General features: G+C 46.4%; 13 protein-coding genes and 2 pseudogenes. 4 read left to right on the top strand and 11 right to left on the bottom strand.

Features of this window, described 5'->3' with window-relative positions; all coding sequences use genetic code 11:
- Positions 1 to 470: 470 nt before the first annotated feature.
- Complete coding sequence (locus tag MHH50_RS03070; protein WP_076124389.1) at positions 471 to 1,214, bottom strand: IclR family transcriptional regulator; 744 nt, start codon at positions 1,212 to 1,214, stop codon at positions 471 to 473.
- 296 nt (positions 1,215 to 1,510) lie between these two features.
- Here MHH50_RS03070 and MHH50_RS03065 point away from each other — a divergent pair, with 296 nt between their 5' ends.
- The gene (locus MHH50_RS03065; RefSeq protein ID WP_139329954.1) at positions 1,511 to 2,551 is read left to right on the top strand and encodes an alpha/beta hydrolase; all 1,041 of its coding nucleotides are present in this window, start codon (positions 1,511 to 1,513) and stop codon (positions 2,549 to 2,551) included.
- Here MHH50_RS03065 and MHH50_RS03060 read toward each other — a convergent pair whose 3' ends face one another.
- Positions 2,552 to 3,928 carry an MATE family efflux transporter gene (locus tag MHH50_RS03060; RefSeq protein ID WP_340033916.1) on the bottom strand — a complete coding sequence of 459 codons (1,377 nt, stop codon included), beginning with the start codon at positions 3,926 to 3,928 and terminating at the stop codon, positions 2,552 to 2,554.
- 257 nt (positions 3,929 to 4,185) lie between these two features.
- Here MHH50_RS03060 and MHH50_RS03055 point away from each other — a divergent pair, with 257 nt between their 5' ends.
- Positions 4,186 to 5,364, top strand: coding sequence for a Fe-Mn family superoxide dismutase (locus MHH50_RS03055; RefSeq protein WP_076138416.1), 1,179 nt, complete (start codon positions 4,186 to 4,188; stop codon positions 5,362 to 5,364).
- Positions 5,365 to 5,482: 118 nt separating this feature from the next.
- Here the strand turns inward: MHH50_RS03055 and folE are convergent, their stop codons facing one another.
- The 5 genes and pseudogenes from folE to MHH50_RS03030 form a co-directional block, all read right to left on the bottom strand.
- Positions 5,483 to 6,076, bottom strand: a complete 594-nt coding sequence (folE, locus tag MHH50_RS03050) for a GTP cyclohydrolase I FolE (RefSeq protein ID WP_036676830.1) — start codon at positions 6,074 to 6,076, stop codon at positions 5,483 to 5,485.
- A 45-nt stretch (positions 6,077 to 6,121) separates the two neighbouring features.
- On the bottom strand, positions 6,122 to 6,373 hold the full coding sequence (locus MHH50_RS03045; protein WP_036676828.1) for a YneF family protein: 252 nt from the start codon (positions 6,371 to 6,373) through the stop codon (positions 6,122 to 6,124).
- A 171-nt stretch (positions 6,374 to 6,544) separates the two neighbouring features.
- Positions 6,545 to 7,699, bottom strand: a pseudogene (gene queG / locus MHH50_RS03040) (tRNA epoxyqueuosine(34) reductase QueG); the annotation flags it as partial.
- A 35-nt stretch (positions 7,700 to 7,734) separates the two neighbouring features.
- Positions 7,735 to 8,343, bottom strand: coding sequence for a signal peptidase I (lepB, locus tag MHH50_RS03035; RefSeq protein ID WP_076101394.1), 609 nt, complete (start codon positions 8,341 to 8,343; stop codon positions 7,735 to 7,737).
- Between the two features lie 190 nt (positions 8,344 to 8,533).
- Positions 8,534 to 8,953, bottom strand: a complete 420-nt coding sequence (locus tag MHH50_RS03030) for a GNAT family N-acetyltransferase (RefSeq protein WP_036676822.1) — start codon at positions 8,951 to 8,953, stop codon at positions 8,534 to 8,536.
- Between the two features lie 482 nt (positions 8,954 to 9,435).
- Here MHH50_RS03030 and MHH50_RS03025 point away from each other — a divergent pair, with 482 nt between their 5' ends.
- Positions 9,436 to 10,044 carry a superoxide dismutase gene (locus tag MHH50_RS03025; protein WP_036676820.1) on the top strand — a complete coding sequence of 203 codons (609 nt, stop codon included), beginning with the start codon at positions 9,436 to 9,438 and terminating at the stop codon, positions 10,042 to 10,044.
- An 834-nt stretch (positions 10,045 to 10,878) separates the two neighbouring features.
- On the opposite strand, the pseudogene mutY reads toward MHH50_RS03025, so the two are convergent.
- Together mutY and acpS are read right to left on the bottom strand one after the other, a co-directional pair.
- Positions 10,879 to 12,161 (bottom strand): annotated as a pseudogene (mutY, locus tag MHH50_RS03020) (A/G-specific adenine glycosylase).
- A 37-nt stretch (positions 12,162 to 12,198) separates the two neighbouring features.
- Positions 12,199 to 12,597 carry a holo-ACP synthase gene (acpS, locus tag MHH50_RS03015; RefSeq protein ID WP_076124398.1) on the bottom strand — a complete coding sequence of 133 codons (399 nt, stop codon included), beginning with the start codon at positions 12,595 to 12,597 and terminating at the stop codon, positions 12,199 to 12,201.
- 209 nt (positions 12,598 to 12,806) lie between these two features.
- Between acpS and MHH50_RS03010 the strand changes: the two genes are divergently transcribed.
- Complete coding sequence (locus MHH50_RS03010; RefSeq protein WP_076124399.1) at positions 12,807 to 13,634, top strand: alpha/beta fold hydrolase; 828 nt, start codon at positions 12,807 to 12,809, stop codon at positions 13,632 to 13,634.
- 95 nt (positions 13,635 to 13,729) lie between these two features.
- Here the strand turns inward: MHH50_RS03010 and nadE are convergent, their stop codons facing one another.
- Positions 13,730 to 14,539, bottom strand: coding sequence for an ammonia-dependent NAD(+) synthetase (gene nadE, locus MHH50_RS03005; RefSeq protein ID WP_076124401.1), 810 nt, complete (start codon positions 14,537 to 14,539; stop codon positions 13,730 to 13,732).
- Positions 14,540 to 14,708: 169 nt separating this feature from the next.
- Positions 14,709 to 15,143 carry a BrxA/BrxB family bacilliredoxin gene (locus MHH50_RS03000; protein ID WP_036676813.1) on the bottom strand — a complete coding sequence of 145 codons (435 nt, stop codon included), beginning with the start codon at positions 15,141 to 15,143 and terminating at the stop codon, positions 14,709 to 14,711.
- Positions 15,144 to 15,237 lie beyond the last annotated feature (94 nt).

The raw sequence follows: 15,237 nt of genomic DNA, 5'->3' as shown, positions 1-15,237 counted from the left end.
ATGGTGGGTTCTCTACCTTCCCGTCCTTCCATCCTCCCGCCCCTCCGGCCATCCGCCTATCTAGACCCGGGGTTCAAACGCTCGAGCCTCAGCATTACGAGTTACTGAGGATTCCAAAGAAACGTATATTCACTGAAGCTCACCAAACCAACGCAAGGTAGGGGAGCCGTTAGCCATTAGCTAGCCGTCAGTTAGCTGTTGATTACCCATCAGTCAGCCGTCAGTTACCCATCAGTCACTCATCAGCCACTCGTCAGTCACTCATCAATCACTCGTCAGTCATTCATCAGGCCATCAATTACTCTCAATTACTCATCAGTTACCCGTCAGTCCCCCATCATTCAGCCATCAGTTTTCAGCCACTTACCCACAATCGGCTAAGTCCCTCCCCAAAACAGCAAAGCAGCGATCCTCCAGTAACGGAGAGATCGCTGCTTTGCTGTTTAACAAGGTATGTCTCAGCCAGCGAATTAAGGAATCATCATGCCCATTTCACTAGCCGCTTCCTTCAGTACCGCGGCATATTCCACTAGCGTATCTCGGGATAGGCGACTAACTGGGCCGGACAGTGATAACGCCGCGATCACATTTCCACCGCGGCCCGTAACAGGCACCGCCACCGCGGCCGCGCCGGGCTCGCGTTCCTCGAAACTAGTGGCATATCCGAGCCGGATAATGTCATTAAGCTGCTCTTGATAGACATCCTTCTCAACGTAGTCCGGCCATCCCGAACTCTCCAGCAATTCTTTCAGCACCTCTGGAGGAGCATAGGCTGCCAGCACTTTACTTGATGCGCCCACAGATAAAGGCAATCTCGCACCGATCTGCGCCACTCGCCGGATGGCCTGCTGGCTCTGAACCGCCTGAATCCGCACACGTTCTATGCCGTCGCGTAAGTATAAACTAACGGTCTCCCCTAACCGATCCCGCAGCCGTTCCATTGACGGCAATAATACCGCGGCCGACTCATCAAAAGCAGGCAAATGCGTAGACAATTCCCAAATTCGTATACCCAAGCTGTATTTCTCAGTGGCCGGATTACGAATGAGGAAGCCCTTTTCCTCCAAGGTTGCCAGCAACCTATGGACGGTACTTTTATGTAAATCAATCTTTGAAGCGATCTCCGTCAACCCTAAATCTCTGTCCTGCGTAAAACAAAGCAATATATCAAGCGCACGTTCTACCGCACGCACTGTAAGCTTTCGGTCCTCCATGACAATCTCCCCCTCGTGTTTCATCAAATGAAACTCGGTTACATTATAACTAACTCTATCTTAGTGCAAAACTCTATGGAAAGTCCAGTATATTCACTCCGCCGGAGTTGTGCCAAAAATGTGCCGGAAAAGGTTGGGCCGCACTTTACAGTTACATTACAAAAGCATCTAATTCATTGACTTTGTAAGGGCTTTTTCATACGATTAACATATTAAATTATCTACTGATGCTTTAGAATCATTTTTACAAATTCTTCTAGGCACTAGTACTCACATCATTCTTAGGAGGGGACCATATGGATCTGGCAACTCGCCAAACCGGCACAACCGTCTCCCGTCGACCTAAACTACCTAAACAAGGCAGTTCGTCCCGGCTATCGCTGCGGATGATTCGTGTGAAGCATATTATCGTTGCACTGCTATTATCTATTTTTTTCTTCTTAGCCTTCTGCTTTGTCTCACTTCATGGCTATATCGCCTGGGTATTATCTAATCCAACGGTCGCACCTCTGTATTCCAATCCCATGCAGGCCAAAGGTCTCGCATACGAGGATGTGACGTTTCCAGCTAAAGATGGAAGTCGGATGATGAGCGGCTGGTATATTCCCTCCGAAGGGGCTACCAAAACTATCGTGTTCAGCCATGGCTATGGCGCCAACCGGGAAGAATCTTGGGTACCTATGTACGATCTCGCTCACTATGCACACAGTCTTAATTTCAATGTCGTGATGTTTGATTACGGCTTTGCTGCCCAAGGCAACAAGGATATTGCAACCGGAGGTAAAAAAGAGTCCCAGCAGCTTCTAGGCGCTATTGATTTTGCTAAGGAACGTGGAGCTGAGGAGTTAGTGGTATGGGGCTTCTCCATGGGAGCAGGCACAGCACTGCAAACAGGATTAGTATCAGAGGACATTGACGCGATGATTCTGGACAGCACCTTTTTGTTAGAACCAGATACGCTGTATCATAATATTAAGCAAAATATTGATCTGCCCCGCCAGCCTTCCCTGGCGATTATGGAAATGCTGTTCCCAGTTCTGAACGGTACGGGGCTGAATCAAATTCCTTATGCGAAGGTCAAATCCGAAGATTATCCTTTCCCTATTCTACTCATGCATGGAACCGAAGATGATAAAGCTCCTTATCCTATTGCCGAAAAGCTGGCCGCGAACCAAAGCAATCCGTTCTCAGATTCCTGGGTCGTAGAGGGCAGCCATCATGAATTGCTATTCCGTGAGCACCCGCGTGAGTATTTGCGGCGAGTCTCTGCTTTCTTAGGAAATGTTCAACTAGCCAAAACCTACAATGGCAACCAGCCGGCGATGGCAAGTAACTAGTTAAGCACTACAATCCGCCTCTGTCCCCTGATGGGTCAGCTGCTTCAACCATTTACCACGGCGAAAACGCACGTAACCTATAACCAATCGAACAGCCTCTTCCAGGGACAGAAAGAAGTATACCCAGGGAAGAGGCTGTTTCCATCCCCATGACAACAGTAGCCCTAGAGGCACCCCAAGCAACCAAGTTGTGGAGGCTTCCATAATAAAGACGAATTTACTATCGCCACCACTCTGCAGGATCCCTCCCGCAATCATCATATTGCCCACCTTTATCCATAAAAAAAGAGCAAAAAAGCAGATAACGGAAGTGGCCATTCGGCGCTCTTCCACTGTTAAGTTAAAGGCTGAGACGTAGAGCGGGGCAAGAACAGCAATAAGAACACCAAGCAGCAATGAAATCCCTGCTCCTATTCGAACAAAAAAACGAGCATACTGAAAAGCACCTGCATTATTATTCTCTCCCAGCTTATGTCCGACCATAATGCCAGCTGCACCAGAAAGCCCTGCCAGAAGCCCAATCGTCAACCCCTGCAGCGGAAAGGTCACTGTCATAGCGGTCATCTCTGCTGTGCCCATACGGCTATATATTACGGAATAACAAGCCTCCCCTAAGACCCAAACCAATTCCGTTAAAACAATAGGCGCTATCGTTCTTAAAAAAGGTATGCACAGCGCTTTCGAAAACGAACTGAGTTCCTTAATACCTCCGGCACCCGGCAGCTTTCCACGATATACGGCTCCGACAATCAAAGCACTTTCGACTATACGTGAGATTAACGTTGCATATACCGCACCTGCAAGTCCAAGCGCTGGAAATCCCCAATGCCCAAAAATAAGCGCATAGTTTAAAATAATATTCATTCCTACAGCAGCTATGCTAACAATCATTGGATACTTTACATGTCCTGAACTTCGTAGAACCGCCGAATAGAGCATCGTCAACATCGTTGGAATATAACTGAGGGCAACGATTTTCAGAAAAATGTACCCCTTCTCCAACACTTCTTTATCCGTTGTAAAAATAGACAGACATAGCCGAGGGTTGAAAAAAACAAATATCGTAAATGAACCCGACAAGATCAGGCCAATTCCAAGACTTAATCCCAGTAGTGGTGTGACGCTCTTTCGGTCTTTACTCCCCCAATATTGAGCCGCGTATATAGCAAGACCCGTAGCAAGACCCGCCAGCACCACTGAAATCACGCTATAGATTTTACTAGCCATCCCAACCGAAGCGATTGCTACACCCCCAAGCTGCCCTACCATCAATTGATCTACTAAATACAGCACCGCCATGACTAGACTTTGGAGGGATATCGGTACCGCTAATTTTAACAGCTGATTATAAAATTGCTTCTTCTCAAGCTTGTTCATACCCTCATCTCATTTCTCAAAGTTTTTCTACTACCCCATAGGATTTCATTAATCGGTCCACACGACAAAAAAAAAGGTACACCCTCCTTTTCGCGAGGTTGTACCTTTCGGTATCATTGCCTTTATTTTCCTGTATTATTTCACCATGTCAAACGGTTGTCAACGATATTATTATCGCGTTCTTATGCTCTTCATAAGCTATCATGAGCACACATATAATGGACTGATGAAGACATATCACGGGAGGTTTTCTTGGAATGTTATATGTATACGGGCCGATGCTGCCAGTACGTATTTTAGAAGAAATCGTATTCTGGAAAACACAAGAGAAAGAGCATACCGAGGTTATCAAAGCAATCGTACCTAACCTGGAGGAACCCTATGTTAAACTGCTGGATGAATGGGCAGTGGTCTTCGGTGCCACAGAGATGGCCGCTCAGCAGTTATTGAATTCTGCCCTCTCTGCTTCTCCACCAAGTCAGGCTGAACTCACTGCGGAAACAGAAAAGCTGCTGCATATCTCCTGTACCCAATCCCAAGAATTTGTTCGACAGCTTTTTGCCATTATGGAAAGTAGCGCAGCCGTCAAAGCCGTCCCCCTTGCAACCACTGTGATCCTGCATATTATTCGCGAATCAGAGTATTTCCTTGCCGTACTGCACACTCTGAGCTCGCCCGGACAGCTCACGCAAATTATGAGAGATTATACAGCAGCCGACTATGTCGTAAGAACAGAAGAGGACAATGTCACGCGGAATGAGGGACTTATTCCTTCTACAGATACTATCCTTGATATTCGTGAAATGAGTGCTGTGCCAATTGGCGGACATACGCTGCCTCCATTGCCTTATGCTTATAATGCGCTGGAACCATACATCGATGAGAAAACCATGCGGATTCATCACGATAAACACCATCAAAGTTATGTAGATGGACTAAATAAAGCGGAGAACAAGCTAGCTGAGGCTCGCAAGAAAGGAGATTTCGATCTCGTTAAGCATTGGGAGCGGGAGCTAGCCTTTAATGGGGCAGGCCACTATCTCCATACAATCTTCTGGAACGTAATGTCTCCACAAGGTGGCGGGCGTCCAACTGGAGCCTTACTGGAAGCCATTGAACAAAGCTTCGGCAGCTATGACAGCTTCAAGAAACAGTTCACAGAAGCTGCGAATAAGGTTGAAGGTGGCGGCTGGGCTATTCTCGTCTGGAGTCCACGCAGTCATAGACTGGAGATTTTGACTGCGGAGAAACATCAGAACCTGTCACAATGGGACGTGGTTCCGTTACTGGCTCTGGATGTATGGGAGCATGCCTATTACCTTAAACATCAGAATAATCGGGCCGATTATATTGAGGATTGGTGGAAGGTCGTTAACTGGCCTTACGTCTCAGAACGTTATGCTGCTGCCAGTAAACTGGCCTGGAAGCCTTTTTGATATTATTTCAATTCACAGTGAACATCACTCTTATTCCCACACCCTGACCAAAAAGGACCCATCATTCACATTACGTGAACGATGGGTCCTTCCAATTTCGAGGTATGCACCCCGATATTTATTCCTTAATCAAGCTTAGAAACTCCGCACGAGCGGCGGCATCCTCACGGAAGACCCCTCTAGTAGCCATAGTTACCGTTTTGCTGCCTGGCTTCTTCACTCCGCGTGCACACATACACAGATGCTCTCCCTCCACAACAACCATAACACCGTGGGGGCCTAACACCTCCGTCATAATATCAGCAATTTGCGCCGTAATGCGTTCTTGAACCTGTAGACGCCGGCTTACTGCTTCAACAAGCCGAGCTAATTTGCTGAGTCCAGCAATACGTCCGCTCGGAATGTATCCTATATGCACTTTACCAAAGAAAGGAGCCATGTGGTGTTCACATTGGCTGTAATAGACGATATCCTTAACGATCACTAGCTCTTCATGAGACTCATCAAAAGTAACGCCGAGCGCCTCGCGGGGATCTATCGAATAACCGCCGAATATCTCCTCGTACATCCGCGTAACACGTGCCGGTGTTTCCAGCAGTCCCTCGCGGCCGGTATCTTCACCGATTAATTCTAATATTTTCTCAACGTGATACTCGATTTGCTCACGGTTCTCTGCAACTTTACCGTTCACATATTCCTTGATGTTCCCCATGATGTCTCCCCCTTCCGCACCCGTATACATGTTATCCGGACCCGGTTACTTACTTCTACGTTTATTCCCTTTAGCTGCTCCTGGGCGCGCACCTGGCTGTCCCTGAGTCTTCATCATTTGCTGGGCACGCTGCATTTGCTTCCCGTTCAGGTTATAACCCATTTGCTTTGCAACCTTTTGCAGCATTTCAGGATCATTCTGCATGTTTGTCATTTGTTTGCGCAGATAATATACACCGATGAAAAAACCACCGATGAGACCTACGACCAATGTAATAATAGGTAATGCGATACTCATCTAAAGCCCACCTCTACACTCTATTGTCTGCATCGCCATATGGCACGCGAATCTATCATAGCATTTCAGGAACTGGACAGCAATTGGCAATATGCAACCTGTCTATGAACTTTTTCCTCCATTAATATCGCTGTCCTCTCGTGCCTTCTTCCCAGTAAGGAGCACATCCTGCGCCCGGCTTAGCATTTCCCTCACCGTGCTATCCTCCTCGCGCTCTAAACCCGCTTCTACAGCCGCTAGAGCCTCATCACCGCCAATACGTCCAAGCGCCCAAGCAGCAGTGCCCCGCATCTCTGGCCGCGGCTCTTTCAGAACAATCTCTGATAGCTTTGGCACAGCCCCGGCTTCCTTAAAATTGCCTAGGGCAATGATCGCATTTCGCTGCATCGGCTTTTTGCCTCTCCAGGCTGCTGAGCTATTGCCGAATTTCTCTTTGAACTCACGATTGCTAAGATCAAGGATCGGCAGCAGCAGCGGCTTCACGATTTCAGGATCAGGTTGCATCTGAGGGCGATGATTCCAGTTCTTACCTCTATTCTTGGGACATACAATCTGGCAAGTATCACAGCCGTATAGACGATTGCCGATCTTGGTCATATACTCCTCGCTGAGGAACCCTTTAGTCTGCGTCAAAAAAGAAATACACGCCTGTGCGTTAAGCTGACCCGGACCCACAAGCGCTCCGGTCGGACAAGCATCAATGCACTTAGTACACTCCCCGCAGCCTTCTTCAACAGGTTCATCCGGAGCAAAAGGAATGTTCGTAACCATTTCCCCAAGATAAATCCATGATCCCCATTTGGGTGAGATGATAGAACAGTTTTTGCCGCTGAAGCCTATTCCCGCTCTTTCCGCTACCGCTCTATCTACTAGAACACCGGTGTCCACCATACTTTCCAGCACAGCCTCCGGTACACGCTCGTGAATAAATTCCTCTAGCTTACTTAAGGCTTCCCTCAGCACATGGTGATAGTCCCTGCCCCAAGATGCCCGGGCGAGGATGCCTCTACGTGCACCCGGCTCAGATTTAGGAGGGTTCTCCATTTTAGAAGGGTAAGCCACTGCAATCGAAATAATAGATAACGGCTTGTCTCCAGAAGACAATGCTGGAACTGTCCTTTTATCCAGATCGGGTTCCTCGAAGCCAGATTCATATCCTTTGTCCCGGTGGTCTTGCAGTATATTTTTTAAATATAAAAAAGGTTCTGCTGTTGTAAACCCGATATCATCAATACCGAGTGATGTCGCAGCCTCCTGAATCTCTGCTTTAAGCTGTGCCCACTTGGAAGGCGGGGGAGCATACGATGACTGAAATGTATTGGTCATTTCCGCCTTCTCCTTTCATATCTTCGCTGACTTTCTTATAATCTATTCAGTTTTGACAGAGGCCACCATATATAATCAGCCCTGCCGACAATCATATCCTGTGAAATAGAGCCGAAGTAACGGCTGTCCTTGCTGGCTGAAGCATGACGGTTATCGCCCATTACAAAATAATTGCCACTTTCCACGGTTAACGCTGCAAAATCCGGATCTTCAATCTCAGTATCGATATAGGGCTCATTCACTATTTTTCCATTCACGTATAACTGATGATTCCGTACCTCTATGATATCTCCAGGTATGCCAATCACTCGCTTCACTAAATACTCCTTATGACTAGGTCCAGTACTTGGATCATGAAGAATGACAACATCACCATGTTTTGGATTTACGAAGAGCAATGAAATTTTATTAATGAAGAGCCTCTCACCCTCCCAGAGCGTTGGCTGCATAGACTGACCTTTAACCGTTGATATATTGAACACAAAAACATTAAGAACAGACATCACAGCAAAAACAATCACAGCTGTAAGCAGCCAATCCTTCATTTCCGAGACCAAACGACCGCCCAGGGTAGTCTTGGATCTGGAGGATCTATGTCTTTGTTTCCTATTTCTCGTGTAATCTACTTGGGGCTCCTGATTCAATATGTCACCTCTGTTCTCAATAATTGAAGTCTATACTTGCAGATATTATAACAATAAAAAAGCATATCTCCCAGCCATTAGCAATGGACTTCTGGAAAATACGCTCGAGTATGAATGAAACAGACTATATCGTCAGCTATAGTTCTTTTTTCTAGAAAATGTTTCCGCTTTCGCAGCTGAGTGATCAAAATTACCCAACAATGCTCAGCTTCCGGACAGATTTGAAGATTTGATTCTCGCTATATCCCATAGCTTCATACAATGGCAAAGCAAAAGAATTATGCTCATCGACGGCTACATAGATACCACTGACTTTACGAGCTTGAAACCTGGATTCCATAGCTGATACCAGACTTCTACCGACTCCTCTGCGGCGATAATCAGGATGTACAGCAATCCGGAAATAACAACCGTGGTTTTTCTCAATTGTACCAATCAGTGCTCCAACAATTTCTTCTTCATCTTCCGCAACTACAATGAGATCTGAATCCCAAGAAAGCTGCCTGGAGAAAGGCTCGATAGTGTTCTCGAAACACTCTTCCGATAATGCGGTTTGCAGCAAATCAGTCACAGGGCTAACGTCGCTTAATTGAAAGGAACGAACGTGCATTCTTTAAAATCTCCCTTGTCTATGGCTTATGAATTTAACAAAAAGAAGGGGTTCCCTTAACATAGAGAAAATAAAAAAAAGCATCAAATATCGAGGAATACCTGCTTTTAAATCTATTAAAGCACACTTTTCTCGTGATATCATCATTTTTCTTTTGAAAGCGCTTAATATCAAGCGTTTACATTTCGGATGGGGTTCATTTCTTCATTAAAAGGGTATTAATAAGGATATATGTCTATAGGTTAGGGACTATTTATTTTAACATTCTAAATACAATTGTAAAACCCTTTCCCTCTCCAATTATACTTTATAAACATTTATGTTTGTTTAGTGTTGCATTATTGGTCTAGATACGGTTTAATTAAAGTATCCTATTGGGCGAAACCCTATAGTACATATTTACAATAAAGGATTTTGACGTTAGTTCGCCAGAATTCTTTATCTATAACAAAATTCTAATATAACTCAGGAGGGATTTTTCCATGGCATTTCAATTACCGGCACTTCCTTATCCGAACAACGCACTCGAACCACACATCGACGCATTGACGATGGAAATTCACCATGACAGACACCATAACACATATGTAACTAATCTGAATGCAGCTTTGGAAAAAGCACCTGAATTGCAAAGCAAAAGCATTGAAGAGCTTCTTACAGATCTGAACGCTGTACCTGAAGCTATCCGTACTGCTGTTCGCAACAATGGTGGCGGACACGCTAACCACACTTTGTTCTGGGAAGTTATCGGACCAAACGGCGGCGGCGCACCAACTGGCGCATTGGCTGAAGCTATCGATAAAGAACTGGGCGGATTCGAAAAATTCAAAGAAGATTTCGCAGCAGCAGCAACTACTCGTTTCGGCAGCGGCTGGGCTTGGCTAGTTGTTAAAGATGGCAAACTGGCAGTAACAAGCACACCTAACCAAGACAACCCAATCAGCGAAGGCGCTACTCCAATCCTCGGACTGGATGTATGGGAGCACGCTTACTACCTGAACTACCAAAACAAACGCCCTGATTACATCAAAGCGTTCTGGAACGTAGTAAACTGGGAAGAAGTTGGCAAACGTTACGAAAGCGCAAAATAAGAAATTCCATTTGGCTTATGCCATTTAACTAAAAAAGAAGGTATCTCAGAGCCGAATAGGCTAAGGGATACCTTCTTTGTTTAGGTTGGAGATATAGAGAGATAAAGATAAAGACAGAGATTGACTGACTGATTGGTTGAGATCCTCCCAGACACCGCATTTCACGCCGCTTGCGTCGCTTAAATGGATGCGCTGGATCGGTATAGATCAGAATAGATCGGTATAGATGAGAATAAATCGGAAGAGATCGCAATAAATCGCAATAAATCGCAATAAATCTATACTCGGCTTACGAGAATCTGCGTTTGGAGTCGCTGAGCAATAGATTAGGGAATAACTCCCTAAAATTCTGCGATATACTCCATAAACACGAGTAATTAGGGAAATACTCCCTAAAAATTATCCGTTTTGGGCATAAAACCGATATTTTCCTAATTATTAGGGAGGTTTTCCCTAAAATGATCAATTACAAGCCAAATCGACCTATTTTTAGGGAAAAATTCCCTAATTAAGTCTTTACCACTCTCGTAGCCATAGAACACCAGAAGAATTTAGTTGGAACAAGACTGAACTAATCTGAAACAAATAAACAAATATTTGCTACGAAGAGACTGAAGCATACGACCCTACTTAGGCGCATACGACCATACTTAGGTGCATATGACCCTATTTAGGCGCATATGACCATACTTAGGTGCATTTGACCATACTTAGGTGCATACGACCCTACTTAAGTGCATACGACCCTACTTAGGTGCATATGACCATACTTAGGTTACACCAAACTCAGGTTTTGTACATTTAGTACTTTAGCAACACAACACGGCGAATCTTCTACTTCTCTAGCTTCGCCCGCTCTTCCTGCTCATCAAAATAAAGGTTCAGTAGCTTCAGAAAAACGTTAGGGAACGCATAGTTAGCCATGTCTTCGCGGCTGATCCAGCGCACAGCTCCGCCGTCCTCTGGACTAGCGGTCCCGTCCTCAAACCTCTCGATAGGCATGCTGCTGTCGATCCCCGAGAATAAGTCCGCATCCGCGTTGTACACCGCCCGTCCTTCTGCCGCTATCGGCAGCGGAAGGGCGTCCTCTTCGCTGCAGCGGTACACCTGCAGCGTCCACACGATATGGCTGAAGATATGCTCAGCAGCCATCCAGTGCTTCTCAGGCCGGGCAGAGATCCCGGCCTCCCGCAGTGACCGGCGCAGCCATCCAGCGCCGCCGCTTCCGGCAGCCGCGCGCCTTTGGCGCCGCCTTCCACAGGCGGCGCCGGCCAGTGCGGCAGCTCCCACATGCGGGCTAACAGCCCGCTTTGTGGCCGCTGCCGGATGAGCACTTGGCCCGCGTGGGCACCGCGGCCCTCGATTAAGGCCGCCAGCCGCTCCTCAGGGCGCGGCGGCTTGGCCTTGGTCTTGACGGGCAGCGAGGTCTCGCAGCCCGCCAGGCGCGCGGCGCAATGCTCCATCACCGGGCAGGTTAAGCAGCGCGGTGATTTAGGAGTGCATACGAGCGCCCCGAGCTCCATCAGCGCCTGATTAAAAGATGCCGCTTCCCCCTCCGGGATCAGTTCAGCTGCCAGGCGCTCCATTTTTACGCGGGTGGGTCCCTTGGCGATATCATCCTCTATCAGGAAGTATCGGGACAACACCCGCATCACATTGCCGTCGACCGCTGGCTCCGGCCGATTGAACGCAATGCTAAGGATAGCCCCCGCCGTATAAGGTCCCACTCCCTTTAAACTGAACACAGCCTCGCGATCATTCGGCACCTGCCCGCCATACAGCTCTTTGACCTGTTTGGCCGCATGCTGTATATTGCGAGCACGAGAATAATAACCTAAGCCTTCCCAGCACTTAAGCACGTCCTCTTCTGGTGCATCGGCGAGCGACTCCACGGTAGGAAACCTTTCGATAAACCGATTGAAATACGGGATTACCGTATCCACCCTTGTCTGCTGCAGCATTATTTCAGAAATCCAAATATAATAAGGATTGCGGTGCCGACGCCAAGGCAAATCCCGTTTCTGCCCTTGATACCACTCCAGCAAATGATAGCTGAAATATTGCTTAGCCTCCCGCAGCTCCTGTTCGTCTTGAACTTGTAGATCTTGTTGTGTCATTATAACGCTCCTTGCCCTTCTATAATCAGGGTTCAATTTATGAACCTGGCCCTTCCACGACAGCAAAAGCCGAAGCCAAATCACGGCCATGTGTTATCGTAAGATGAATGGTGTACCTCTGTCCATTTGGCAGATCTAGTCTGCTCCAAGCTTCACACGATAAAGTTACCTCTGGTTTTCCTTTAGCATCAGGCAATATCTCAATATCCTGAAACCCAACTACATTGCCGATGCCACAGCCTAAAGCCTTCACAACTGCTTCCTTGGCAGCAAAACGTCCGGCTACGAACTCAGCCAACCTCCCGCTTCGCTCTTCAGCAAGTTGATATTCTTGCTCTGTTAAGACCCGCTGGTTAAATTTCTTACCCAGTCCTCTATTTATTACCTCTGAGATTCGTTCAATTTCTAACACATCATGTCCGATTCCGTAAATCAACACTTCACGCTCCTTATGGACGTGTATCCCATTTTGCTTCAATAATGGTATGATCAATCATATGAAGTATTATTAAAAGTAATAGTCCTGCAAGATTCTTTCTGCTATCTTAAAAGAAAATGCGCTCTAAGTCTAATAAGACTATCCAGCGACTTCACGATAGACTAGCTGATTTACTTCATTTTTATATATGGAGAGGGGATTACCCTATGAATCATCGTAATTTTGAAATACCTGCCGGAGACGGAGCTGTTCTCCGCTGCTCACACTTCCCAGCCCAAGGCAAAGCCAAAAGCGTTATAGTTATAGCCCATGGCTACAAAGGTTTTAAAGATTGGGGAATGTTTCCTTACATAGCCACAACTCTCAGCCAAGAGCATGAAGTAATTACTTTTAACTTCTCTCATGCTGGCATCGGGGAAGATCTGCTGCATTTCACTGAACTTGAGAAGTTCGCCCGCAACACCTATCGCCGCAGCTTGAAGGACATGGAAATCCTGTTGTCCTATCTTAGTCAACACCCGAAATTCGGCAGCCTGCCGTTATTCCTTCTCGGTCACAGTCTCGGAGGGGGAATTTGTTTGGTCTACACGCTTGATCATCCCAATGAGATCAGCGGAGTAATCTCCTGGAACGGAGTTACGAAACTCGATTTGCTGACGGAAGAACAAAAGCAGCAGATGAAGGAAACAGGAAGAACCTATGTCCTTAATGGACGTACTGGCCAGCAAATGCCGCTGGATGCTGTAATTTTAGAAGACATGGAGAACAACAAAGAACGCTATAACATCCTTGAACGCATACAGAAAGCGTCCTTCCCAGTTGTCCTTATTCAAGGCAGTCAAGATGGAGTACATCTCCGCCAAGGATCTGAGCATCTCATCAAACTTCGGCCAGATATTAGCTGGGTGCAGGTTCCTGAGGGTAATCATACGTTCAACACTGTGCATCCTTTTGCTGGCACGACTCCGCAATTAGAGTTCGCGATTGCTGCGACAACTAATTTTATCGATCAGACACTTACGCTTACAGAATAATTATTCTTCTTAGTCTATCCAGCTATCCAACTCACAAAAACCGCCACGAGCTCTGCTGCTACGCAGACCCGTGGCGATTTCTAGTTCAACCTATTCTAAATCCCCGGAATAACATTACGCTTATGTGCCGTTCTCCGGTAATAATTCTCAAGCTTCTCAGCTACTTCAGGGTTAACCTGTTTACCTTCCAGATAGTCGCTGTTATCGTCATAAGTAATGCCCAGCTCGGTTTCGTCCGTCTGACCCGGCCATAAGCCCGCCGTAGGTGCTTTTGTGACAATATCCGCAGGCACACCGATATGTGCAGCCAATTGACGTACCTGACGTTTATTAAGTGTGGATAGTGGTGTAATATCTACAGCGCCATCGCCCCACTTCGTGTAGAAGCCGGTAATCGCTTCAGAAGCATGATCCGTTCCTACTACAATCAGATTGTTCTCAAAAGCGAGTGCATATTGCATAACCATACGTGTTCTGGCTTTAACATTTCCTTTGCCTTGATGCGTCATATGACGGTGTTGGCCTATTGATTTCAGACCATGCTCAACTTCAAGGGCAATTTCATTTACCGCTTCCTCAATGTTGGTCTCCACAGTATGAGTCAGATTAAAAGCTTTGGCAACATCGTAGCTGTGCTGAATATCTTCCTGAACCCCATAAGGCTGGAATACTCCAAGCGTCATATACTCTGTGCCTTTTTCTGCCGACAGCTCGTCCGTAGCCTGTTTACAAAGACCCGCGGCTACCGCACTGTCCACTCCACCACTAATGGCGATCAATAATCCTTTAGCCCCTGCGTTCAGCACGTACGACTTTAAGAAATCAACCCGTTTTCGTGCCTCAACCTCTACATCAATCGTTGGCTTCACGCCAAGATCAGCAATAATTTCTTTCTGTAAACTCACCAAACACACCTCGTTCCATCAGAAATGGTTCCATATCCATCAAAATATCCACCCAAAACGAAGCTCATGCTTCTAAGCATATTCTATCCCATTATTGCTCTTATATTTTGAAAAATCCCGCATGCAGCCGATTTACCGGCTGATGCGAGATTATATGGAATAACTGTTTTTACTGGCACAAACGATTGAAGACTTCTTTCAATTCAGCAGCAATTTCAGCAGCCGAACGATCTTCTACACCATGACGTTCAATAAAGTGAACGAGTTCTCCATCCTTCATCAGTGCGATGGAAGGTGAGGATGGCGGATAAGGAGCAAAATATTCACGTGCTTTAGCAGTAGCTTCTTTCTCTTGACCTGCAAACACTGTGAACAAGTGATCCGGAGTGATTTCATTTTGCAAAGCCTGAGCTACACCTGGACGACATTGTCCAGCAGCACAACCACAGACCGAATTTACGACTACAAGCGATGTTCCTTTTGCGGTTGGAAGAGTAGCTTCCACCTCTTCTGGAGTCATAAGCTCCTGAAACCCGATACTTGTCAGGTCATCACGCATAGGCTGAATTGAATCTCTCATATATTGATTAAAAGACATGGACATTTCTCTGCACTCTCCTTCACTTTTCAACTGTTTGTCAGATAATATTACAGCAGTACTTACTAACTTTATTATACATTCATACTCTGTGAAAGCA

Origin of the sequence: Paenibacillus sp. FSL H3-0302 (assembly GCF_037982245.1) — a bacterium.
Taxonomy (GTDB): Bacteria; Bacillota; Bacilli; order Paenibacillales; family Paenibacillaceae; genus Paenibacillus_AQ; species Paenibacillus_AQ odorifer.
The sequence above is the reverse complement of the archived record's forward strand: the minus strand, read 5'-3'. Positions and strand labels throughout refer to the sequence as shown.